The sequence below is a fragment of the Streptomyces caniferus genome (assembly GCF_009811555.1).
Lineage (GTDB): Bacteria > Actinomycetota > Actinomycetes > Streptomycetales > Streptomycetaceae > Streptomyces > Streptomyces caniferus.
The window spans coordinates 1,901,934-1,916,045 of sequence record NZ_BLIN01000005.1; the positions used below are offsets into that span (position 1 = coordinate 1,901,934).

14 protein-coding genes are annotated in these 14,112 nt (G+C 73.2%); 8 read left to right on the plus strand and 6 right to left on the minus strand.

What is annotated here, in order from left to right:
* Positions 1-12 precede the first annotated feature (12 nt).
* Positions 13-996 (minus strand): tetratricopeptide repeat protein, encoded by a 984-nt coding sequence (locus Scani_RS25020; protein WP_174872751.1) that lies wholly within the window; start codon positions 994-996, stop codon positions 13-15.
* Between the two features lie 213 nt (positions 997-1,209).
* A complete protein-coding gene (locus Scani_RS25025) occupies positions 1,210-2,865 on the minus strand; it encodes an FAD-binding dehydrogenase (RefSeq protein WP_159480080.1) in 1,656 nt (551 codons plus the stop codon).
* A 207-nt stretch (positions 2,866-3,072) separates the two neighbouring features.
* Here Scani_RS25025 and Scani_RS25030 point away from each other — a divergent pair, with 207 nt between their 5' ends.
* The 8 genes from Scani_RS25030 to Scani_RS25065 all read left to right on the plus strand — a co-directional run bounded on the left by Scani_RS25030 (position 3,073) and on the right by Scani_RS25065 (position 9,855).
* Entirely contained in the window at positions 3,073-3,966 is an 894-nt protein-coding gene (locus Scani_RS25030; protein ID WP_159480082.1) for a DMT family transporter, read from the plus strand.
* Positions 3,967-4,018: 52 nt separating this feature from the next.
* Entirely contained in the window at positions 4,019-4,552 is a 534-nt protein-coding gene (locus tag Scani_RS25035) for an NUDIX hydrolase (RefSeq protein WP_159480083.1), read from the plus strand.
* 43 nt (positions 4,553-4,595) lie between these two features.
* Positions 4,596-5,006 (plus strand): YidH family protein, encoded by a 411-nt coding sequence (locus Scani_RS25040; RefSeq protein WP_159480084.1) that lies wholly within the window; start codon positions 4,596-4,598, stop codon positions 5,004-5,006.
* Positions 5,007-5,009: 3 nt separating this feature from the next.
* Positions 5,010-5,372: a DUF202 domain-containing protein gene (locus Scani_RS25045; RefSeq protein WP_159480085.1), complete on the plus strand. Its 363-nt coding sequence runs from the start codon at positions 5,010-5,012 to the stop codon at positions 5,370-5,372.
* 132 nt (positions 5,373-5,504) lie between these two features.
* Positions 5,505-6,566, plus strand: a complete 1,062-nt coding sequence (locus Scani_RS25050) for an MBL fold metallo-hydrolase (RefSeq protein WP_159480086.1) — start codon at positions 5,505-5,507, stop codon at positions 6,564-6,566.
* A gap of 200 nt (positions 6,567-6,766) precedes the next feature.
* Complete coding sequence (locus tag Scani_RS25055) at positions 6,767-7,819, plus strand: phosphotransferase family protein (protein ID WP_159480087.1); 1,053 nt, start codon at positions 6,767-6,769, stop codon at positions 7,817-7,819.
* A gap of 7 nt (positions 7,820-7,826) precedes the next feature.
* Positions 7,827-9,077 (plus strand): acyl-CoA dehydrogenase family protein, encoded by a 1,251-nt coding sequence (locus tag Scani_RS25060; RefSeq protein WP_159480088.1) that lies wholly within the window; start codon positions 7,827-7,829, stop codon positions 9,075-9,077.
* Positions 9,078-9,213: 136 nt separating this feature from the next.
* Positions 9,214-9,855 (plus strand): MerR family transcriptional regulator, encoded by a 642-nt coding sequence (locus Scani_RS25065; RefSeq protein ID WP_159480089.1) that lies wholly within the window; start codon positions 9,214-9,216, stop codon positions 9,853-9,855.
* Here the strand turns inward: Scani_RS25065 and Scani_RS25070 are convergent.
* From Scani_RS25070 to Scani_RS25085, 4 genes are all read right to left on the minus strand, one after another.
* Positions 9,843-10,463, minus strand: coding sequence for a class I SAM-dependent methyltransferase (locus tag Scani_RS25070; protein WP_159480090.1), 621 nt, complete (start codon positions 10,461-10,463; stop codon positions 9,843-9,845). The two genes, Scani_RS25065 and Scani_RS25070, sit on opposite strands and share 13 nt — an antisense overlap.
* A gap of 415 nt (positions 10,464-10,878) precedes the next feature.
* Entirely contained in the window at positions 10,879-11,484 is a 606-nt protein-coding gene (locus tag Scani_RS25075; protein WP_159480091.1) for a TetR/AcrR family transcriptional regulator, read from the minus strand.
* 27 nt (positions 11,485-11,511) lie between these two features.
* Positions 11,512-13,173: an AMP-binding protein gene (locus tag Scani_RS25080; protein ID WP_159480092.1), complete on the minus strand. Its 1,662-nt coding sequence runs from the start codon at positions 13,171-13,173 to the stop codon at positions 11,512-11,514.
* Between the two features lie 114 nt (positions 13,174-13,287).
* Entirely contained in the window at positions 13,288-14,061 is a 774-nt protein-coding gene (locus Scani_RS25085) for an SDR family oxidoreductase (protein ID WP_159480093.1), read from the minus strand.
* Positions 14,062-14,112 lie beyond the last annotated feature (51 nt).

Below are 14,112 nucleotides of genomic sequence, written 5' to 3' on the forward strand. Positions count from 1 at the left end.
CAGCGGCGCGGGTCACGGGGCGGCGGTGTCCCGGGCGCGGCGGAGCGCGGTGGAGCGTGCGGCCCGGAACGCGCCCGCGCCGTCGCGGCCCGGGTACGACCACGGGGCGCGCGTGGGGTGCGGGCCGATCCGCTGGAACAGCGCGGCGGCCTCGGCCATCCTCCCCTGGTGGAACGCGGCATGGGCGAGGAAGTTGAGATCGATCTTGCGGCGCGGATGCTCCTCGCCCTCCCACTCCAGCCACCAGTCGACGGCGGCCTGCAGGACCTGCCGGGCGCGCCGGGTGGACCAGTGGCTCCAGTTCGCGGGGTCGGGGGGTGCCAGGCCCTCGGCGGCGAGGACGCGGTAGCGCTCGGCGTGCGCCACGACGGGGAGGAGGGCGAGCGGGGAGTCGGCGGGCGCGCGTGCGGCCGCGCGGGCCGCGAAGGTGTGCGCCGGGTGCCGGGGGTCGTCGGTAGCGGCCGGCCCCTGTTCGGCGAGGGCGGCCGTCATGAGGTGGTGGGCGTGGTGGTGGTCGCGGTGGCGGGCGCGTACCTGGTGGAAGGCGTGGGCCTGTTCGTCCGGGGTGCCGGTGCGGCGGGCGAGGATCAGCGCGCCGAGCCAGGGGGTGGGATCGTCGGGCAGCATCCGGGCGGCCGTGGCACAGGCGTCGGCGGCGGCCCCGGTACTGCTCTCGCCGCGCAGGGCGAGGTGGACGGTGGCGAGGGCCAGGAGGGTGGCGGCGTCACCGCTGTCCGGTTCGGCGAGCTGCCAGTCGCCGGCCCAGGCGGCACTGCCGGGGCAGGTGGCCAGCACGGTTAAGCGGTGGCCGCGCAGGTCCCAGTCCTCACCGGTCCCGGCGAGCAGGGTGCGCACCCGGACCCATTGGCCGAGCGCCAGCGCGTCGGCCGCGATGGCCAGTTCGGTGTCGTCCAGGGCCGGGGGGAGAGGCGGGGTGCCCGGGCAGCGGGCGCGTACGAGGGGTGGCGGCGTCGGGGGCGAAGGGGTTATCGACATCACGGGTAAGGGGCTCCATGGCGCGCCGCACCGGCCGTCCCACCGCACCGAGTCGTCCTCGGAGGAAAGGGACCGGATGCGCGCACGCCTCTACAGAGGGTGATGGCTTGGTCCGCACCAGTCATCACGCACAGCAAAGCGGCACGCAGAGCTCCGCGTCAAGACGAGAAGGGGAATGGCCGGATCCGCCACCCCCTTCGCCCCGTCCCCCCGTCAGGACACCGCCCGCGCCGCCGCCCGCCCAGCCGTCCGCCCGGAGAAGAGGCAGCCACCGAGGAAGGTGCCCTCCAGCGAGCGGTAGCCGTGCACCCCGCCGCCGCCGAACCCGGCCGCCTCCCCCGCCGCGTACACGCCCGGCAGGGGCGCGCCGTCGTCGGTCAGCACCCGCGAGGAGAGGTCGGTCTCCAGGCCGCCGAGCGTCTTGCGGGTGAGGATGTTCAGCCGTACGGCGATCAGCGGGCCGGCCTTGGGGTCGAGCAGCCGGTGCGGCGCCGCGGTGCGGATCAGGCGGTCGCCGAGGTACTTGCGGGCCCCGCGCATCGCGGTCACCTGGAGGTCCTTGGTGAAGGAGTGGGCGATCTCCCGGTCGCGCGCGACCAGCTCGGCGCGCAGCACGTCCTCCGATATGAGCGGCTCCTCGGTCAGCTCGTTCATCCGCCGCACCAGATCGGCCGGTGAACGCTCGACGATGAAGTCGGCGCCCCGGTCCATGAAGGCCTGTACCGGTCCCGGCGCGCCGGCCCTGGCCCGGCCCAGTACGCCGCGGACGCTCTTGCCGGTCAGATCGGGGTTCTGCTCGGAGCCGGAGAGGGTGAACTCCTTCTCGATGATCTTCTGGGTCAGGACGAACCAGGTGTGGTCGTGGCCGGTGCGCATGATGTGCTCCAGCGTGCCGAGGGTGTCGAAGCCGGGGAACAGCGGCACCGGCAGCCGCTTGCCGCGGGCGTCGAGCCACAGCGGGGACGGGCCGGACAGGATCCGGATGCCGTGCAGCGGCCAGATGGGGTTCCAGTTGTCGATGCCCTCGGTGTAGTGCCACATCCGGTCGCGGTTGATGAGCCGGCCGCCGGCCCCCTCGGCGATGCCCAGCATCTTGCCGTCCACATGCGCGGGCACCCCGGACAGCATCCGCCGCGGGGGGCTGCCGAGCCGCTCGGGCCAGTTGGCGCGCACCAGCTCGTGGTTGCCGCCGATCCCGCCCGAGGTGACGATCACGGCCTGGGCCTTGAGCTCGAAGGCACCGGCCACCTCACGGCTGCTGGGCCTGCCCCGCTCGGCCTCCGACGGCTCCAGGATCTCGCCGCTGACGGTGTCCACGCTCCCGCCGGTGCGCGACAGCCCGGTGACCCGGTGACGGAAGCGCAGCTCCACCAGTCCGCGGGCGGCCCCGGCCCGCACCCGGCGCTCGAACGGCGCCACCAGACCGGGCCCGGTGCCCCAGGTGATGTGGAAGCGGGGGACGGAGTTGCCGTGCCCGGTCGCGTCGTAGCCGCCGCGTTCGGCCCAGCCGACGACGGGGAAGAGCCGTACGCCCTGCCGGTGCAGCCAGGAGCGTTTCTCGCCGGACGCGAAATCGACGTAGGCCTCGGCCCATTTGCGCGGCCAGTGGTCCTCGGGCCGGTCGAAGCCCGCGGTGCCCAGCCAGTCCTGCCAGGCCAGCGCATGGCTGTCGCGGATCCGCAGCCGGCGCTGCTCGGGGGTGTCCACCAGGAAGAGACCGCCGAAGGACCAGTGGGCCTGCCCGCCGAGGGACTGCTCGGGCTCCTGGTCGAGGAGGATCACCTTCCGTCCGGCGTCCACCAGCTCCGCGGTGGCCGCCAGCCCCGCGAGCCCCGCTCCGATCACGATCACATCAGCGTCGTACGCCATCTCAGCTTCTCCTCAACGGGGCGCGCCGGGCGCCCCGGCCGCCGGGTGGAACGATCCTCAGCGCACCCGACTGCCGCGTCAACCACCTGGTTACCGGGCGGTACACGGAGGCGCGCGGGAGAATGGTGGGTGACCAGGGCCACCCCACGCCCGCCGCCGGATGACTATCCTCAGGCGCATCCCCCGCCCCCCGATACGAGGTGCGACGTGACGGTGATACTGCTCGCCCTTGGAGCGGCCTGCTGTCTGGGACTCGGTTTCGTGTTTCAGCAGGCCGCGGCGCAGCACGCTCCGATGAAGGACTACCTCTCGGTACGCCTGCTCCTCGACCTGGTGCGGATGCCGCTGTGGCTGGCCGGTATCGGCCTGATGGTGGTCGGGATGGCGCTCGGCGCGATGGCGCTGGGAATGGGCGACATCACTCTGGTGGAGCCCCTGCTGGCGACCAATCTGCTGTTCGCGATGGCGCTGTCGCGACGGCTGACCCGGCAGCGGCTCGGCCGGAGCGGCTGGGCCGGGCTGTGGCTGCTGGCGGGCGGGGTGACGGCCTTCATCGTGGCCGGGCGCCCCCAGGGCGGGCAGCGCAGCGCCGATCATCTGTGGCAGTGGCTGATCATGGGGATGGTGCTGGGCATCGCCCTGCTGCTGGCCGCGGTCGCCAAGCGGGAGCGGGTCCATGTGAGCCTGGAAGCCGCCCTGCTGGGCATCGCGGCGGGGCTGATCTACGGGCTGCAGGACGCGCTGACCCGGATCAGTGGAGAGCATTTCAGCCAGGGCGGCTGGTCGGCCCTGTTCACCAGCTGGCAGCCGTACGCCATCGTCGTGCTCGGTGTGCTGGCGCTGGTGCTCGTGCAGAGCGCCTTCGAGTCGGCGCCGCTGCGGCTCTCGCTGCCCGCGCTGACCGCCGCCCAGCCGCTGGCGGGTATCGCCTGCGGGGTGGGGTTCCTCGGCGACCAGTTGCAGGTGACGCCCGGGGCGCTGGCGTGGGAGGTGACCGGGATCGTGGCCGTCGTCGCGGGCATCGTGCTGATCGGCAGCCATCCGGCGATGCCGCCGGGGTCCGGCCGGCGGGAGAACGTACGGGAGCTGCAGCCGCACTGAGGGACGCCGCCCGGCGGGTGGCGCCCCGGAGCCGGGTGGTTGCATGGCTCCCATGACCGATCAGCAACCGCTCAACGCGGACGAGATCCTCGACGTCGTCGACGAGAACGATCAGGTCGTGGGCCAGGCCCCACGGGGCGAGGCATACGCCCGCAGGATGCGCACCCGCTGCGCGTTCGTCCTGGCCCGGGACGACCGGGACCGGATCTTCGTCCACCGCCGCACCCCGCGGAAGCTCGTCTTCCCCTCGTACTACGACATGTTCGTGGGAGGGGTGGTCGGCACCGGCGAGACCTACGACCAGGCTGCGCTGCGCGAGGCCGAGGAGGAGCTGGGGGTCCAGGGGCTGGAGCCGCCGGAGCCGCTGTTCAAGTTCCTCTACGAGACGGCCGAGCACACCTGGTGGTCCGCGGTGTACCAGGTGCGCTGCACCCTGCCGGTCGCCCCGCAGGAGTCGGAGATCGACTGGTCCGCGTTCCTGACCGAGGAGGAGCTGGCCGGGCGCCTCGACGAGTGGCCGTGGACGCCGGACGGGCTCGCCGCGTACCGGCAGCTGCTGGCCCGGCGGGAGTCGGGGGAGCTCTGATGCGACCCGGCCAGGGCACCGGCCGGCCGATAGGGTTTCGGCCATGATCCTCACCGAGGGACTGCGGTCCGCCGGCGCGGCCGTGCGGCTGTGGTTCTCGCCCGCGCGGGTCCGCGCGGAGGGCACGACCCCCGACTACCGCTTCTCGCTCGCCAACGAGCGCACCTTCCTCGCCTGGCTGCGCACCGGGCTGGCACTGATCGGCGGCGGCTTCGCGGTGGACCAGTTCCTGCCCCGGCTGCACCAGGGGCTGCGGGTGACCTGCACCGTCGTCCTGCTGGTGGGCGGTGCGCTGTGTGCGCTGCGGGCGGTCAACCACTGGGTGCGCTGCGAGCGCGCGATGCGGCGCGGTGAGGATCTGCCGGTCACCCGCTTCCCCACGGCGCTGGCGCTGGGCGTCGGCGTACTGGCGGTGGCGGTGGTCGTGCTGGTCCTCCTGGGCCGGACCACCTAGCCGATGGCGGGCCAGGCGCCCCCGGACGCGGGGCCGCCGCGTCCGGCTCCCGACCGGGATCCCGGGCTGCAGCCGGAGCGGACCAGGCTGGCGTGGCGGCGCACCACGCTGTCCGCCACGGCGGTGGCGGTGCTGGCCGCCCGTCAGCTGCTGCGGAGCGCGGCCCCGGGGCCGGTGGAGGTGGCCCTGACGGTGCTGACGGGGCTGCTGTGGATCGCGTTCGTGGCGCTCGCGCACCGCCGGATGCAGGCGATGGCCACCGGCCGCCCGCCGGGGCTGTCCCCGCGGGCGGCCCTGCTGCTGGTCGGCTGCACCCTGGCGCTGGCGCTGTGCGGAGCGGTGATCCTGGTACGGCCGGGGCACTGAGCCGGGGGGCGCGGCGCCCGCCGTGGCGGGCGGCGGAGGTACGGTGACGCGACCCTCGCGATCACGGAGCGGGCCCAACCCCCGCCCCGGCAGCGGGGAACGAGGGACCACCGGACGAGGAGACACACCCGCATGGGCGACTCGGCAGCACGCCACACGCCGGCACAGAACCCGGCAGCAGACACCTCGACGGCGCAGCCCACCGGGCCGGGCGCCACCGGGCCGGCGGCGGCGCCACCGCCCGGCGCCGCGGCGCCCGCGGACGCACCACCCGCCGCCGGGGCGCCTCTCCCCGAGCCCTACCTCACCGAACTGGCCGCCGGCATCCACGCCTTCGTCCAGCCGGACGGCGGCTGGTGCCTGAACAACGCGGGTTTCATCACCGACGGGGACACCACCCTGGTCGTGGACACCGCCGCCACCGAGCGCCGGGCGCGCCTGCTGCGCCGCCGGATCGCCGAGAGCGGCGCGCCCACGCCCCGCATGGTGGTCAACACCCACCACCACGGCGACCACACCTACGGCAACTGCGTCTTCGCGCCCGAGGCGACGGTCATCGGGCACGCCTCCTGCCGCCGTGAGCTGCTGGCCGCCGGGCAGCAGCTGCACGCGGTGTGGCCCGAGGTGGAGTACGGCGACATCCGGCTGACGGCCCCGGAGGTCACCTACACCGACGAGCTGGCCCTGCACGTCGGGGACATCGAGGTGCGGCTGATCCACCCGGGCGTGGCGCACACGACCGGCGACACGCTCGTCTGGCTGCCCCGGCAGCGCATCGTCTTCGCGGGCGATCTGGTCTTCCACGGCGGCACCCCGTTCGTCTTCATGGGGTCGCTGGCCGGATCGCTGCGGGCGCTGCAGCTGATGCGCACCCTGGACGCGGTCACCGTCGTCCCCGGGCACGGTCCGGTGACCGGACCCGAGGTGTACGACGGCATCGAGCGCTATCTGCGGTTCGTCGGCCGGCTCGCGCAGGAGGGCCGGGCCGCGGGCCGCACGCCGCTGGAGGTGGCCCGGGAGGCGGATCTCGGACCGTTCGCCGAGCTGGCCGAGAGCGAGCGGCTGGTGGCGAACCTGCACCGGGCGTATGCGGAGCTGGCGGGCACCGCGCCGGGCGCCCCGCTCGACGTGGTGGCCGGATTCGGCGATATGACGGTGATGAACGGCGGGGTGCCGATGGCGTGCCACGCATGACCGCGGCCCGCGGTGCCTGAGAGGGACGGAGCGCTCCCCGGACATCCAGGGCTCCCAGAGCATCCAGGGCCGGGGCTGCCGGCATGGCGGAAAATCCCCGCGTGACCGACGCCCCACGCCCCGGCACTGGACTCCATACCGACTAGTCGGCATGATCGTGCTGCGACCGATGGACCGTCCACTCCGTACGGAGGAGCACGATGAGCAAGGGCACCCCTCCCCCGCAGGCCCAGGACCGGGAGGATCCCCCCGGCCTCGACCTGGAGCGATTGCGCGAGCATCTGGGCCGGGAGCGGCCGGGGCTGGCCGGCGGCCCGCTGCGGGCCCGGCTGATCGAGGGCGGGCGGTCCAACCTCACCTACCGGGTCACCGACGGCACCGCCTCCTGGGTCGTCCGCCGGCCGCCGCTCGGCCATGTGCTCGCCACCGCACACGACATGCGGCGCGAGCACCGCGTCATCAGCGCCCTGCACGAGACGCCGGTGCCGGTGCCCGAGGCGCTGCTGCTGTGCGAGGACGAGTCGGTCATCGGCGCACCCTTCTATGTGATGGAGCTGGTCGAGGGCGTGCCCTACCGCACGGCCGGCCAGCTGGCCCCGCTCGGGCCTGAGCGCACCCGGGCCGTGGTGCTCTCGCTGGTCGATACGCTCGTGGACCTGCACGCGGTGGACCCGGAGGCGGTCGGACTCGGCGACTTCGGCCGCCCCGAGGGCTTCCTGGAGCGCCAACTGCGCCGCTGGGGCAAGCAGTTGAGCGCCTCGAAGAACCGTGACCTGCCGGGGATCGACGAGCTGCACGAGGCGCTGGGCCGGGCGCTGCCCGCCTCGCCCGCACCGGCCGTCGTCCACGGCGACTACCGCCTCGACAACGTCCTGATCGGGGCCGACGACACCCTCAAGGCCGTACTGGACTGGGAGATGTCCACGCTCGGCGATCCGCTGACCGACCTCGGCCTGCTGGTGATGTACAGCTCGGACCTGGGCCTGCCGGAGTCGCCGGTCAGCACCACCAGCGGCGCCCCCGGCCATCCCTCGCCGGCCGAGCTGATCGAGCGCTATGCCGCCCGCTCCGGCCGGGACACCTCCGCCATCGCCTGGTACACCGCGTTCGCCTGGTTCAAGCTCGCCGTGATCCTGGAGGGCATCCACTACCGCTTCACGCTCGGCCAGACCGTCGGCGCCGGGTTCGACCGGATCGGCGAGCTCGTCCCCGTCTTCATCGACCACGGACTCACCACCCTCAAGGAAGGCTGAGACACCCATGGACTTCGCATTCGACGCCCGTACCGAGGAGCTGCGCGAGAAGCTCCTGACGTTCATGGACGAGCACGTCCATCCGGCCGAGCGGACCGCCCATGAGCAGCGGGCCGCGCTCGCCTCGCCGTGGGACACCCCGGTGATCGTCGAGGAGCTGAAGGCGGAGGCCCGCAGGCAGGGCCTGTGGAACCTCTTCCTCCCCGACGCGGAGCACGGCGCCGGGCTGACGAACCTCCAGTACGCGCCGCTGGCCGAAATCACCGGCCGCAGCCCCCAGTTGGCGCCCACCGCGCTGAACTGCGCGGCGCCGGACACCGGCAACATGGAGGTGCTGGCGCAGTTCGGCAACGAGGCGCAGCAGAAGCAGTGGCTGGAGCCGCTGCTGGCCGGTGAGATCCGGTCGGCGTTCGCGATGACCGAGCCGGAGGTGGCCTCGTCGGACGCCACCAACATCGAGACGCGTATCGTGCGGGACGATGGGGGCACCTCCCGCTCGAGCGGAGCCGAGAGTGGGGGAGACTACGTCATCAACGGCCGCAAGTGGTACATCTCCGGCGCGATGAACCCGCTGTGCCAGATCTTCATCGTGATGGGCAAGACCGATCCAAACGGCGCGGACATCCGCCGCCAGCAGTCGATGATCCTGGTCCCGCGCGACACCCCCGGCCTGGAGGTCAAGCGTGCCATGCAGGTCTACGGCTACGAGGACCACTATCACGGCGGCCATGCCGAGGTGGTCTTCCACGACGTACGGGTGCCGGCGGGGAATCTGATCGGCGAGGAGGGCGGCGGCTTCGGCATCGCCCAGGCCCGCCTCGGCCCCGGCCGGATCCACCACTGCATGCGGCTGATCGGCATGGCCGAGCGCGCCATCGAGCTGATGTGCCGCCGCGCGGTGACCCGTACGGCCTTCGGCAAGCCGCTGGCCCAGCAGGGCGTGGTGCAGGAGTGGATCGCGGACGCCCGGGTGGCGGTGGAGCAGCTGCGGCTGCTGGTGCTGAAGACCGCCTGGCTGATGGACACCGTCGGCAACAAGGGTGCCCACACCGAGATCCAGGCCATCAAGATCGCCACCCCGCGCACCGTCGTGGACATCCTCGACAAGGCGGTACAGCTGCACGGCGCGGGCGGCGTCAGCCAGGACTTCCCGCTGGCGGAGCTGTGGGCCGGCGCCCGCACGCTCCAGCTGGCGGACGGTCCGGACGAGGTGCACCAACGGTCGCTGGCGCGCCGCGAATTGAAGCGCTACCTGTAGCGCGGGGCCGGTACCGCAGCCGTGCCCGAGGGGGTGGGGACCTCGGGCACGGCCTGCGTACGGCACGGGCGCGGGGCCCGTGTCCGCCCGTCGGAGTCACCCCCGGTCGCGGTGGACCCGCCGCTATCCTCGGGGGATGCGTATCGGAGAACTGGCGCGGCGGACCGGCGTTCCGGTTCCGTCGATCAAGTACTACACCCGGGAGGGCATGCTGCCCCCGGGCGAGCGCATCAGTCCGAACCAGGTCCAGTACACGGAGTCGCACATCCGGCGGCTGAAGCTGATCCGTGCGCTGACCGAAGTGGGCGGCCTGTCCATCGCGGCGGCCGCCGAGGTACTGGCCGGCATCGACGCTCCGGGCACCACCCCGTACGGCATGCTCGGGACCGCGCAGTCGGCGGTCAGCAAGGTGGCCGCCGAGCGGGGCACCGACGAGATGTGGGAACGCGCCGAGCGCGAGGTCGCGGAGCTGGTGCGGCGGCACGACTGGGCGGTGCGGCCGGAGAATCCGGGGTGGCGGACGCTGGTGCAGGTCGTGGTGGCCTACCACGAGCTCGACCAGGGCGAGCTGCTCGGCCTGCTCGACCGGTACGCACAGGCCGCGGGCGCCCTGGCCGCCGCCGAACTGGCGGCGTTCGACGGGGTCCCGAGCCTCGACGCCCAGATCGAGGGTGCGGTGCTCGGGACCGTACTGGGCGACGCGGCGATGGCCGCACTACGGCGCATCGCGCAGGAGGACGTCTCCCGGCGGGTGCAGGAGCGCCCTCAGACGGGGTGAACGGGGTCGCCGGCCGGGACGAGGTGATGCACCCGGGCCGGCGGCAGGTTGCCCAGCACCAGTTCGGTACGGAAGGTGTGCCGGTCGAGTATGCGGCGCAGCGCGTTCTGGCCGTCGAGGGCGTGGACGCGGGCCGTCTTGCCGGTGAAGGTGCGGCGCACCGTCGCGCCGCCGACGTAGCCGAAGAAGGAGAGCGTTCCGCCGGGCCGCAGGGCGCCGAGCAGCCGGTCGAAGATGTCCGTCGTGGTGGGGGCGTCGAAGTTCGCGAACGGCAGGCCGCAGACGATCGTGTCGTAGGTGCCGAGTTCGTGCTCCTGCACCAGGCCGGTGAGGAACTGCAGCCGGGGGTCGCCGCCGTAGACGCCGTGCAGGATGTCGACGAAGCGCGGGTTGGCCTCGACCAGGTCGAGGGTGTCCTCCCGGCCGAGCGCGTCGGCGATGTGGCGGGTCACCGCTCCGGTGCCGGGCCCCACCTCCAGGACCGCACGGGAGCGCCCGGGGCTCGGGACCAGATAGCGGGTCAGTGCCCTGCCGAGCCGGGGACTGCTCGGAGCGATCGCGCCCACCTCCCGGCGCGTCCGTGCGTACTCCCGGAGAAACAGCGTCACTTCAGCCACAAGGCCACCCACATCGGTCGTGATAGCAGAACTATCGATACCGTAAGTTACCGATAGCGGATGAGAACACCCCCGAGCCGCGGCTGCCCTCCGAGTGTCGTCGCCCGGGAGCGCATTCCCGCAGGCCTTGCGCGCAATCCAACAAATTCCGGGAAATGCGGTGGGGGCCCTCCGGAGCGGGTCGCGGGGCGGCCGGGCTCGCCCCGATGTGCCCGTCCCGATACGCAGGGTGAGGGTGTGTGAGGGACGCCACACCGGGCGATGTGGCCAACGGAACACCGGCGACGGCCGGTGCGGGCAGCGGGAAGCCGGGCGCCGCGGCCGGCACCGCACGCCGGGGCCGGGCGGGCCGGCGGCCCCCCGGGACCACGGCGTGCGGTGCGGGCCTACGGCCTGCGGACCGGGCCTACGGCCGCAGGGCGCGCAGCAGCAGGTCCGCCAGATGGTCCGCGACCTGCTGCGGGCTGAGCGGCCCGTCCTCGCGGTACCACGTGCCCAGGTGGTGCACGGAACCGAAGTGGTAGTCCACGACCAGGTCGGCGGGGATGTCGGCGGCGAACACACCGGTGCGCTGGCCCTCCTCGACCAGGGCCCGGAACCGCTCGTGGTAGCGGCGCCGTTCGGCGCGCACCTGCTTGTCCTTCTCCGGACTGAGCTGGTGCATCGAGCGGAAGAAGATCTTGGTGTCGTCGAGGTTGTCGATGGTGGTGACGACGACGTCGGCGGCGGCGTCCCGCAGTCTGCGCTCCACCGGCGCGTCGGCGTCCGCGAAGTGGTCGAGCCGCTCCTGCTGGAGTCGCAGGACCCGGCCGTAGACCTCGTGGAGCAGATCCTCCTTGGAGCCGAAGTAGTGGTAGAGGGCGCCCTTGGTGACGCCCGCCGCATCGACGATCTCCTGGACGGAGGTGCGGTCGTATCCCTGCTCGGCGAACAGCCTGGTGGCGGTCGCCAGCAGCCGCTGGGCCACCGGCTTCGCCCCGCCGTTGCCGTTGCCGTCCTTCGTGCCGGCCATCGCCCTCACCTGTCCTTCGTGCTCTCGTCATGCGCGGTGGCGCAGCTCCCGTCGGAGGATCTTGCCACTCGTGGTCTTGGGAAGCTCGGCCAGGATCTCCACCGCGCGCGGATATTTGTACGCCGCGAGCCGTTCCTTGCAGTAGGCGGCCAGCTCGGCGGGTTCCGGGGCGGTGCCGGGGCGGAGGCTGACATACGCCTTCACCGACTCGCCGCGGTAGGCGTCGGGCACCCCCACCACCGCGGCCTCGCGCACCGCCGGATGGCTGTAGAGGACGTCCTCGACCTCGCGCGGCCACACCTTGAAGCCGGACGCGTTGATCATGTCCTTCTTGCGGTCGACGACGTACAGCCAGCCGCCGGCGTCCATGAAGCCGATGTCGCCGGTCCGCAGCTCGCCGTCCGGCATGGCCTCGGCGGTGGCCTCGGGGCGGCGCCAGTAGCCGGGGACCACCTGGGGACCGCGGACGGCTATCTCGCCCTGCTCCCCGAACGGCAGGTCCCGGCCGTGCTCGTCGGTGATCCGGACGACCGTGTCGGGGCCGGGGACGCCCACGGCGAGCGTGCCGGAGACCTTGTCGACCGGTGCCTCCCGGCCGGGCGGGACGCTGGCGCAGGGGGCGGTGCACTCGGTCAGGCCGTAGCCGTTGTGCAGGTACGGGCCGAAGTCGGTGCGGAACTTCTCGACGAGGGCGGGCGGCAGCGGGGCGCCGCCCGAGGACATGGTGCGGAAGGACGCGAAGTGGTCGCGGGTGACGCCCGGATGGGCCATCAGCGCCATGTAGGCGGTGGAGGGCCCGACCGTGTAGGCGGGGCGGTGCTCCAGGAAGGCGTCCAGGACGACACCGGCGTCGAAGCGGTAGGCGAGCGCGAGGGTGCCGGAGTTGGCGACGCAGGCGGCCAGTTCGCAGACCATGCCGGTGATGTGGAAGAGCGGGGCGAGCGCGAAGTAGGTGGCGCCTTCGGGCAGGCCCAGGCCGGTGCGCTGGCGTTCGGCGTTGTAGGTGATGTTGCCGTGGGTGTTGGTGGCGCCCTTGGGGGTGCCGCTGGTGCCGGAGGTGTAGCTGATCAGCGCGAGGTCGTCGGCGGTGAGCTCCGGGTCGGCCGGCACCGCGCGGATCCTCCCCGCGGTGCGGGCGACGGTCAGCAGATCGTCGGCGCCCTCCTGCGGTCCGAGCCGCTCGCCGCGCAGCACCCGCCGGTCGTCGCGGGTCTGCAGATCCCGCTCCCAGGCGGTGAGCGCGAGCCGTACGGACGGCGCCTCGGCGGCGGTGGCGCGCAGGAAGCCGTCCCAGGTGCGGTCGGCGCAGATGACGGCGGTGACCTCGGCGTCGTCCAGGATGTGCCGCATCTCGGTGGACTTGTACATGGGGTTGACCGGCACCACCACCCCGCCGGCCTTCCACACGCCGAGCAGGGCGAGCACGAAGTGCGGGGTGTTCTGCAGCATGACCGCGGCCCGGTCGCCGCGCCCAAAGCCGCGCTCGGCGAGGTGGGCGGCGATGCCGTCGGAGAGCGCGTCGGTCTCGGCGTAGGACAGCCGGCCGTCGAAGTAGGCGAGCGCCGTACGGTCGGGGACGCGGCCCACCGCGGCCCGGAAGGCGTGCAGCGTGGTGGGGGGCGGCTGGACGGGGGCGCGCTGGGCGTCGGTGAGCTGCGCCAGCCACGGCATGTCCTGGTAGGAGGTCATCGGGTGCGGCCCTTTCTTCCTGATCGCCTGATCATCCCTGCAGGGGAAACACCTGGGTGACGTGGGGTGACGCGCCGGGCCCGGCCGGCCCGTCACCCTGCCGGGGGGGGCGTCCTAGGAACGGCCGCCCTCGGTCTCCTCCAACTTCTGCTGGAGGTGGTTCATCCCGCGCAGCCAGCGGTCGGGGTCCGCCGCCCGTGCGGTGTAGTAGTCCGCGACCTCGGGGTGCGGCAGGACGAGGAAGCGGCCCTCCCTCATCGCCGCGAAGAGCGCATCGGCGACGTCCTCGGGTTCCACGGCCGTGGGCGTCAGGACCAGGTCACCGGCGGTGCCGGTGGCGGCCAGCATGTCGGTGCGGACGCCCTGCGGGCAGATGGCGTGGACGTCGATGCCGCGGTGCCGGTAGGTCAGCGAGAGCCACTCGGCGAAGGCGTAGGCGCCGTGCTTGGTGACGCTGTACGGGGCGGCGGCGACCATCGTGAGCAGGCCCGCGGCGGACACCGTGGAGATGAAGCGCCCGCTGCCGCGCTCCAGCCACTCCGGCACCAGCTCCCGCGCGGCCCGGACGTGCGCCATGACATTGACGTCCCAGGCCAGCGTCCAGTCCTCCTCGGACGCCTCGGGCCCGCCGCCGGTGCCGACCCCGGCGTTCGCGCAGAAGATGTCGATGCCGCCGCCGAGCGCCTCGCGCGCGGCCGGGACGACGGCGGAGGCGTCGCCGGCGACCGCGATCGCCCCGATCTCCCCGGCGGTCTTCGCCGCCTTGGCCTCGTCCAGATCGTTGACCACGACCCGGGCGCCCTCGGCGGCGAACCGGCGGGCCAGCGCGGCGCCGATCCCGCCGCCCGCCCCGGTCACGACAACGGTCTTGTCCCGTACGGCTTCCACGCTGGCTCTCCCTCGGTCGCGTCGATTCGGCTGACAGGGAGACTAACCAGT